We start from the raw sequence: 8,680 nt of genomic DNA on the forward strand, positions 1-8,680 counted from the left end.
CAAAGCGCGGCAGAGGTAATGACTGGAGGAACGATCTGCTCCAGCTCTACGTCATAGGAGATTTTCGCTTGGCCTCAAGGGCTCTAACTACCTCGGCGGCCCCTTCTTGACGGCTGGCGGTAGTCGTCACAATGGGGACGTCGCGTTGACCAAGCTCGATCACGGCCTGGAGTTCGCGAAGTACTGCGTGGACTCCGTTCTGATCTGCCTTGTTTACGACGTAGAGGTCGGCGATTTCCAGAACACCAGCCTTGGCCATTTGGATGCCGTCACCTGCTCCAGGCGCTAGAACAACGATGGTGTCGTCCGCGATTGATGCGATTTCCACCTCTGACTGCCCGGTTCCGACCGTCTCGATCAAGATCCTGTCAAATTCGATCTCAGACAGGATCGCGATCATTGTCCTGGCCGTGGCCGAAAGTCCTCCGAGATGGCCACGACTGGACACTGACCGAATGAAAACTCCGGGATCATCTGAGTGCTCCTGCATACGGATGCGGTCACCGAGGAGCGCACCGCCGGTTATCGGCGATGACGGATCAAAGCAGAGCACTGCCACGCGCTGACCCCGCTTGCGGTACTCGGCGATAAGACATGAAATCAACGTCGACTTTCCGACACCAGGAGGACCTGTCAAGCCAATCACCGTACAGGCGGTTCGGGGGTGGTCCGGTGCAGCCGGAGAGATGACGTCAACCTCAGTGATGGCGTAGTTCTCCGCGCGAGTCATTAGTTGCGCCAGCGCCCTGATATTGCCTTGCCGTGCAGACTCCAAGGTCTGACAGTTCTGGTGCCTCGTCACTCCGTCTCCTTGAGCGGATGTAGGTTCGTTTGTGCCCAACGGGTGATCTCCTGAAGGGAATCCCGAGAGGTAAAGACCCGGAGCACTCCCATTTCAGCGAGCTTGCGTGCGTCTCCAGGTGGAATGACGCCGCCACAGAAGATGGGTATCTCCATCGCGTTATTCTCGGCCAACAGCTCGATTACGCGGGGTACCAGTTCCATGTGAGCGCCCGATAGCAGTGACAGACCGACAGCGTCGGCACCCTCTTCCAAAGTGGTGCGGACGATTTGCTCGGGTGTCTGACGCAATCCGGTGTAGATAACTTCCATGCCGGCATCACGAAGTGCGCGCGCCACCACTTTGGCACCGCGATCGTGGCCATCCAGCCCAGGTTTGGCAACCACCACTCGGACACGATGCACGCGGCCTTCGGCCTTTCCTGCGTCGAAGCTCGGGTTCGGAGCTGTCATGCCGTCACCAGCGGTGTGATCCGCGCCTCGCCGATCCGGGAACGCAGGTCGACGTCGGTGACACCGAGCCCACTCGAGGGTGCTAGGCAAAGTATGCCAACTTTGCCGAGGTGCTCGTTTAGTTGAATCCTGCGTGCGGCTTCTGGTGTCTCTTGAAACGGGTGCACTTCAGACAACATAGGTTGCACTTGGCCGCGCTGGATGAGGCGGTTCGTCTGCCACTGCTCGTACAAATTCGCCCCGTGGCTGCCTACTATTCTTTTCAGGCGCATCCACAAGTAGCGGTTGTCGAACGTGTGTTGGTAACCCGTGCTCGATCCACAGGTGACGATTGTGCCGCCGCGGCGGGCCACGAATACCGAGAGGCCGAAGGTCTCGCGGCCAACGTGCTCGAAGACGATGTTCGGATCCTCTCCGATCTCTCGCCTGATGATCTTGCCCAGCAGTTTTCCTGCCGCGACGGTGGCGTCCGGGTCAGCGGAAATCTCACCGATCTCGCGCCGATCGATGACCAGCTCACAGCCAAGCTTGCGGGCGACCTCGGCTTTTGCGTCCGAGCTGACTATGCCGATTGGTATGCCGCCGCCGTTGCGGACGAATTGCACGGCGTAGCCACCGAGGCCACCCGCCGCGCCCCAAATGAGGACTACATCGCCTTGACGCATGTTGGCACCGCGCTCGCTGACGAGCATCCGGTAGGCCGTTCCCGCGCACAATGGGTTGCTGGCAGCCTCTTCCCAGGTGAGGTGCGCTGCCTTGGGTAGTAATTGACTCGCGCGGACGACCGCATAGTCAGCGAGGCCTCCGAAGTTTGTCTCAAACCCCCATGCTCGCTGCTCGTGGCCGAGCATGCCGTCGTGATGGGTGAGCGGTTCCTGGTCATCGACATGAGCCGTCCCTACGGCGACATGGTCCCCGACCTTCCACTTGCGCACACCGGCCCCGACGCGCACGATCACCCCGGCTGCGTCCGACCCCAGTACGTGGTACGGCTGGTCGTGACGAGAGGCCCAGCCGCCCTGTTTTGCGTAGTGCCGCAGGAAGTTGAAAGTGGGGATCGGCTCGAAGGTAGCGGACCAGATTGTGTTGTAGTTCATCGCCGCTGCCATAACAGCGACCAACACCTCATCAGGAGCAAGTTCCGGCATGGGCACACTGCCGAGGTGAATCGACTTTCGAACGTCTTTGTCCTCGACGCCGGCGAAAATCTGGATGTCTTCTACATCTAGGTAGGCGGCGTTGTATTCAGGTGGGACGGGAAGGCTCTCAAGTACGTCCGGAGAGGCACCCGCGATTACAGCTTCAGAGAGTTCGTTCATTGTCATCCTTGTTCGTCGGTAGGGTGTCGGTACAGGTGATTTTGATACGTCCAGGCAGATCACTGGCGTGCAGAAAAGTCCGCAGATGTGCTCGGATTTCTCGTGCGCTCGGGACATTGCGAGTTGGTCCAGACACACTGAGCACCGCGGTGTCGGTACGGCCCCTCACCAGCTGCACTTCCGCCTCTCGTACCCAAGTGTGGGTTCGGGCGACGCGGGCGACTGCGGAGGCATCAATGAGGCTTCGGGTGCGGATCCACCGACCCTCCCGAGGTCCTAGGTGTCGCATCTCGCCGTCTGCCGCGACGTACCCACAGTCGTCGGTGCAAACCTCGCGGCCGTCGGCGAGATGAACCCAGATCGTGCCCGCTATACAACAGGGCAGTAACTGTTCCGACCGGCCACGCACGGTGAATCTCACACCGTCCGATGGCATCAAGCGCGGAGGGTGGGGAGCGTCGTCGTTACATAGTGTCCCCGCGCGGACGCCAGCACAGATGTACGGGGTCCCCGCGCCGGCTGCTCGGGGCCGGACTTTGCTCGTAGAGCTGACCAAGGATGTTTCTCGGTCTGAAGCGAGATCTGTGACAGCAGTGCGAAAATCGGCAAGAAATATTTCTGCTTCCGCTGCACCCATCAGATCCTGGCGATAGTCGAGCCGCACCCGGCACTGCGGCCAGTGCGCACGGATCTGCAGCGTTCTGGCCAAAGCAGCGTTTGTGTTTGGCGTGAAAAACTCCCACTCCGAACGTAGGCCGGGGATTTCCAGGTCAAGTTGGGCTGGCGGACGGGGAAATGACAGGCCGAGCTCAGTACTGAGCCGAGCGAGGGGTCTGCCGGGCACACCGGACACCAGGTCCACGAACGGGACGCGGCGATAGCGAGCCAAGTGTGTGAGCGCCCGGCGGGCCGAGGCAACGGATTTTTCCGTCGCCATCTGGCGGGAGGTTTCGATGGATACGGGGACCACGTTGGTTTGCAAGCCGGCGAAATGTCCGGTGTGTTCGTCACTGACGTCCGAAGCCACAGACAACACCGGATCAATGTTGTCGTAAGCCGTCATTTGTCGAGTGAGCGCTGCGAAAAGCATCGTGAATGTGCTCACCTGCAGGTTTTGAGCGATCGCGCGAAGGGCGGCAACCGCTGAGGGCTCCAGTTCGATTGTCGGCGAGGCAGCAATGGACCGCTGCCCCAGACGGCCGCCCTCGGGAAGTGTCAAGGGCATCCGTTTGTCGATAGCAGTACGCCAAAATTCGATGGCCTCCGCGGTGACTGCCTCCGTGGCAACGGGCGTACTGGGCGCGGCCAGCGGCGTCGGATTCACTTGATGGCCGATTCTCAGTTTCCCCAGATAGTTCGAGAAATCGCGGGCGACAATAAACTTGCTGCGCCCGTCAAAGCCGGCGTGATGAGCCTCGAAGACCATCGAGCAGCGGTTGGGAGCATGGGTTAGAAGTTGGAAACGAATTGGTGCCTCGGTGGCTAGGTCCCAGCGCTTGTCCTGTTCGCGCTGCTTGCACCATTCTCGGACCGCCGCCGACTCGGAGCCGTCTTCGCATGGGATAGTGGCGCGCTCGAAAGAACATGCCTCAAGTGCCGGCAGGACGCACTGGCGCAACTGTCCCCGCACAAGCCGCAGCACCGACCGCAGCGGCTCGTGTCGTTCAAGCACGGCGCGCGCAGCGGCCTCGAGGTGATGCTCGTCAAGTACACCGCGAAAGGTCGCCACGAAATATCCGCCGCCACTAATCGAGGGATCAATCGTGGCTTCGGCCCAGAGTGCGTATTGGCCCGCATCGGCGGGCCTATCGTGCAGGATTGTGGTCATTCGTCACCGCCCTGACTGTGTCGGCGACGCCGCCGGCAGTCATCTGCGATGAGCTCAGCGACTCTCTCACGACTAACCTTCCCGCTGGGGGTCCTGGGCAGTTCGGGCAGTTCCGTCACCGAAACAGGGACCGAAACCTCGGGCAGTACCTTGCGTAGTCGCTTAAGAGCGTTGGCCTCGACTGGGCCGGTGCAGCCCTCACGAAGGACTACTGCGGCGCGCAGGCTGGCATGGCCGGACTTAGTCACCACCATGACCGTCGCCGCTGCAGCGAAGTCGGGAGCTGTTAGCAACTGCGCATCGATTTCTAGGAGATCAACGCGGATTCCCCGCACTTTGATCTGGCTGTCCATTCGGGATAGGAAGCGCAAGCCGCTGTCTGTCAGCTCCACCAGGTCACCGGTACGGAAGGCTCGGGTGTTACCGGCTGGTGAGGGAAGGATGCTGACGTAGCGCTCCACTGTCAGCTCGGGACGCCCCAGATATCCATCCGACAATGGATTTCCGGATACGAGAAGCTCTCCGATGTTCGGAGTTTCTGGAACTTCCGGCGCGATGAGTAGTTCGCATCCCGGCAGGGGTTCGCCGATTGGTGGCAGATTGGGCCAGGCATACGGATCGGGCCCCAGGATGTGCGAGGTCACCATGGCGGATTCGCTTTGTCCGTAGTGGTTGACCAGCCGGCAGCCGGGCATACATGCGAACATTGCGCGAATATCTTCCGAGCACACTACTTGCTCACCGGCGGTATTTACCTCGACCAAGCACAGTTGCGCCAGCATGTCCCGCTGGGCCGTCACTGCCAGCATCTGCAACGCAACGAATGGGACGAACAGCCGCTCGATTCGTTGATCGGAGAGCCATCGAAGCAATTGGGCTGGTTCACGGCGTAGCTTCTCCGGCATGATCGCAAGCGTGCCGCCGCCGCACAGCGTGCCCAATATCTCCTGGAACGAGACGTCGAAATTTAGCGGGGCGAACTGTGCGGTGCGTAGTTCGGGGTGGGGTGAGTGGGATGTTTGCCAATCGACCATTGTGTCGATGCAGAGATGGTTCAGCGCTACGCCCTTCGGCCAGCCGGTCGATCCGGATGTGTAGATGATGTAGACCGGAAGTGCGGCATCGCACGCGACGGCGCGCAGGTCGATCGGTTGGGTTACTCCGGGGGGCAGCCCGATGTCGACCAGCGGGGCGTGGTGGTTCACACGTGATCGCGTGGTGGCGATTAGGGCGCGAGGTGCGCAGTCATCCACCATGAACTGAATCCGTTCCACGGGGTACTCGGGGTCCAACGGGACGTACGTCGCTCCATGCAGCAGCACCCCGAGTAATGCAGCGACTGCACCCGCGCCTCGCGGAAGCGATACCGCAACCCGGTCTCCTACGTTCACGCCGGCCAGCGTCAAGTTGGACGACACCGTTTGCGCCCAAGCTGCCAGTTCTCCGTAGGTGTACGAACGATCGGCGTCGACTACAGCCGTACGCCCCGGATCGTGGGTGACACGGCGAACAAATCCAGTTAAGTGACAATCGGGTGTCGCCGGACCTCCCCACAGTGACTTGAATTTTGGGGCGGTCATGCATCTTCTCCCCGCGGCGCTACCCCTGCTAGTTCTTCATCAACGGCCTCCACGAATTCTTCGATGGTGGGGTTGTTAAAAATTAGATGCAATTCCGCTTGCAGCCCATACTCCCGCTGGATAAGGGCAAGGATTTTCGCGGCCGTGAGCGAATCACCGCCCAAATCGAAGAAATTGTCATCGAGCGTGAGATTTTCTTCGCCGAGAGCCCGTTCCCAGAAACTCGTAATAGTGGTAGCCATCCGTTGTTTGCTCATATTTCTCTGCTCCCCATCCGAGTGGTCAGTTGGCTGCACCCTTGAGTGTGTTTGGGTACGGGATTGACCCGGACTGCTGCTGCTCCGGTTAGATGCGGTCATTTCGATTCGAGCCCTTCTGCCACCGCCCGTTGCATTTGGCCGATGCTGGCCCGAGCCCGTGCTGCTGCGATCATCGAATTCATGACATTGCGGCCCGCGGCCACGTCATCGGTCACAGCACGTAGTTCTGCGCTACAAACCCCGCGCTCGAAGGGACGGCGGCGGCCCGGTACGACACCCGAACGCAGTTGCCTTTCAGTGAGCCACTCCTCTTCTTCGGAACTCTCGGCTTCGACGACGCCGACGACGGGGCCGCGGGTGGCGTAGGCCATGTCGTCAATGCGCGATTCCAGCCAGCCACTGCGCAGACAGTCCAACAAGCCACCATGGGCAGCGATGTCATCTAGCCACCCCGTAGCCTCTGCTTCGATTTCATCGGCGATGCGAGCTATTGCCTCGGACCCGCCGAGGGGGTCGACGTATCTGGCTAGATCGGTTTCCTTCAAGATGATCTGCTGAATCCTCAGCGCAATGCGTGCCGATAGCTGCCCAGGCGTTTGTTCGGCCTCGTCGAAGCCGCACACATGCAGAGACTGCACCCCGCCGAGGACGGCCGCTACGGCCTGAATGGTCGTACGCGCGATGTTGTTGAGCGGTTCGGAGGCGGCGAGAGCGGAGCCGAAAGTATTGACCTGAACACGCATGCGGCTCGACTTCGCGTCAGCAGCGCCGAAGAGGTCCACCATGCGGCGGGCATACATCCTGCGTAGGACACGGAACTTGGCCGCCTCGGCAAGAACCTCCATATGGGTCCCAAAGATGAAGCTGAGCCGGGGTGCGACCTCGTCGACGGTAAACCCCCGCTCCAGCATCCCTTGCAAGTACGTCTCCGCATCAGCGATGCCGAGCGCCACTTCCATTGCTCGGCTCGCACCGGCTTCACGGGCGTGTCCACCCGAGATCGATACCGGATTGACCTTGGGCAAGTTGCGTATGCAGTACTCGATAACGTCTAACGAGAAGCGGAAGCTGTCGTCCAAGTCGAACACGAACGCCTTGCGAGCCGCGTGCTCTTTCAGCATTTCGTTCTGCAAAGTGCCACGTAATAGCGCAGGGTTGACGCCTGATTCTTCGGCAACCACGATCCATAGGGCCAAGATCATCGGTGCGGTCGCATTGATGGTGAAAGAGACTGACACCTGATCCAGCGGTATTCCGTCGAACACTGCGGCCAAGTCGTCGACGGTGGACACCGAGACCCCGGCGCGACCGACCTCACCGGCAGCCGTTGGATCGTCCGGGTCGAGTCCGAGCTGGGTGGGCAGGTCGAAAGCCAACGAAAGACCTGTCTCGCCTTGGTCGAGGAGATAATGGAACCGCCTATTGGTGTCTACGCCGTCGCCAAGCCCAGCCAATTGCCTGATCGTCCATGGCCTAGACACATAGCCCTTGGGATGAATACCTGCCTCATAAGGAAACTCGCCTGGTTTACTCATAATCGTCGCCTTCCAGTTCTGCACGCAGCCGGTCGCCGTAGGCGTCCAACGCATCGGGACTCAACATGTCGTTGTGTTCGCACTCCACTGCGATCTCCGTGACTGGACGAGCGATAAAACGTGTCCAGTCTCTTGAATAACCTGGATCGCGTTCGTGATCGCTTCCCTGGAACACCACAGCGCCGCCCCCGAATAGGTCCGGTGTGTGGCCGTGCCAGAGGTCAGAATTGAATCGGAGATTGCGAACGACGTGGCTGATCATCCAAGCTGGCGGAATAGCTGCGCCGAGTGACGAATGAGTTTCCAGCCATTCCGTGGCCTGCTCGTAAGAGGTCAATTCTTTCAGATCGGGCAGGTCGACGTTCTTGGACACGAAATGCCGCAGGACGTCGGTCTCATTGAAATCCGCGTCTGGCGAGCGTGTCGTACCGGGTTCTACTAGAGCTGCGTCCAACAGTATTAGCCGACGTACGTGCGCCCCTCTCCGTTCCAGCACGGTAGCCATCTGGTGGGCGACGACACCACCGAAGGACCATCCCAGCAGGTCGTAGGGCCCATCGGGCTGGACTGACTGGACGAGGTCGGCATACTCGCCGGCCATTTCGCGGACCGTACGCGGACGTTCGCCGTCGACGGTTTGCTGAATAGCGAATATTGGGCGCTGCACGATGCTTCCCAAGGCGCGGTACGCCCAGCTGACGCCCCCACCAGGGTGTATGCAGAAAAGTGGACGCCCTGGCCCTCGGCACAACTTCACGACCTGAGGTATCTCGTCGGAACTGGACCAGTTGAAGAGTTGTTTGCTCAGGCCCGCTACGGTGGGGGCTTCCATGAGTGCACGGACGCTGATTTCACAGTCGAAGGTTTCCTGCACGGCGGCTACGACACGCATCGCAGAGAGCGA

The 8,680-nt window shown here is 60.3% G+C and carries 8 protein-coding genes; all 8 read right to left on the reverse strand.

Features of this window, described 5'->3' with window-relative positions; all coding sequences use genetic code 11:
• Positions 1 to 46 precede the first annotated feature (46 nt).
• Positions 47 to 802 carry a methylmalonyl Co-A mutase-associated GTPase MeaB gene (gene meaB, locus CH262_RS18610; RefSeq protein ID WP_015586176.1) on the reverse strand — a complete coding sequence of 252 codons (756 nt, stop codon included), beginning with the start codon at positions 800 to 802 and terminating at the stop codon, positions 47 to 49.
• Positions 799 to 1,254, reverse strand: a complete 456-nt coding sequence (locus tag CH262_RS18615) for a cobalamin B12-binding domain-containing protein (protein ID WP_015586175.1) — start codon at positions 1,252 to 1,254, stop codon at positions 799 to 801. Before CH262_RS18615 ends, meaB begins: the two co-directional genes overlap by 4 nt.
• Positions 1,251 to 2,573 (reverse strand): crotonyl-CoA carboxylase/reductase, encoded by a 1,323-nt coding sequence (ccrA, locus tag CH262_RS18620; RefSeq protein ID WP_015586174.1) that lies wholly within the window; start codon positions 2,571 to 2,573, stop codon positions 1,251 to 1,253. The genes CH262_RS18615 and ccrA overlap by 4 nt, the downstream gene beginning before the upstream one ends.
• Positions 2,557 to 4,401, reverse strand: a complete 1,845-nt coding sequence (locus CH262_RS18625; protein WP_094682967.1) for a condensation domain-containing protein — start codon at positions 4,399 to 4,401, stop codon at positions 2,557 to 2,559. Before CH262_RS18625 ends, ccrA begins: the two co-directional genes overlap by 17 nt.
• On the reverse strand, positions 4,398 to 5,981 hold the full coding sequence (locus tag CH262_RS18630) for an AMP-binding protein (RefSeq protein WP_094718131.1): 1,584 nt from the start codon (positions 5,979 to 5,981) through the stop codon (positions 4,398 to 4,400). Before CH262_RS18630 ends, CH262_RS18625 begins: the two co-directional genes overlap by 4 nt.
• Complete coding sequence (locus tag CH262_RS18635; RefSeq protein WP_032382025.1) at positions 5,978 to 6,238, reverse strand: phosphopantetheine-binding protein; 261 nt, start codon at positions 6,236 to 6,238, stop codon at positions 5,978 to 5,980. Before CH262_RS18635 ends, CH262_RS18630 begins: the two co-directional genes overlap by 4 nt.
• Before the next feature lie 98 nt (positions 6,239 to 6,336).
• Positions 6,337 to 7,800, reverse strand: coding sequence for a methylmalonyl-CoA mutase family protein (locus CH262_RS18640; protein ID WP_032364855.1), 1,464 nt, complete (start codon positions 7,798 to 7,800; stop codon positions 6,337 to 6,339).
• A partial coding sequence (locus tag CH262_RS18645; protein WP_141215049.1) for a thioesterase domain-containing protein occupies positions 7,769 to 8,680 on the reverse strand: 912 nt, incomplete at its 5' end. The genes CH262_RS18645 and CH262_RS18640, both read right to left, overlap by 32 nt.

Source organism: Rhodococcus sp. 05-2255-1e, assembly GCF_002259025.1.
In the GTDB taxonomy this organism is placed as follows: domain Bacteria; phylum Actinomycetota; class Actinomycetes; order Mycobacteriales; family Mycobacteriaceae; genus Rhodococcoides; species Rhodococcoides fascians.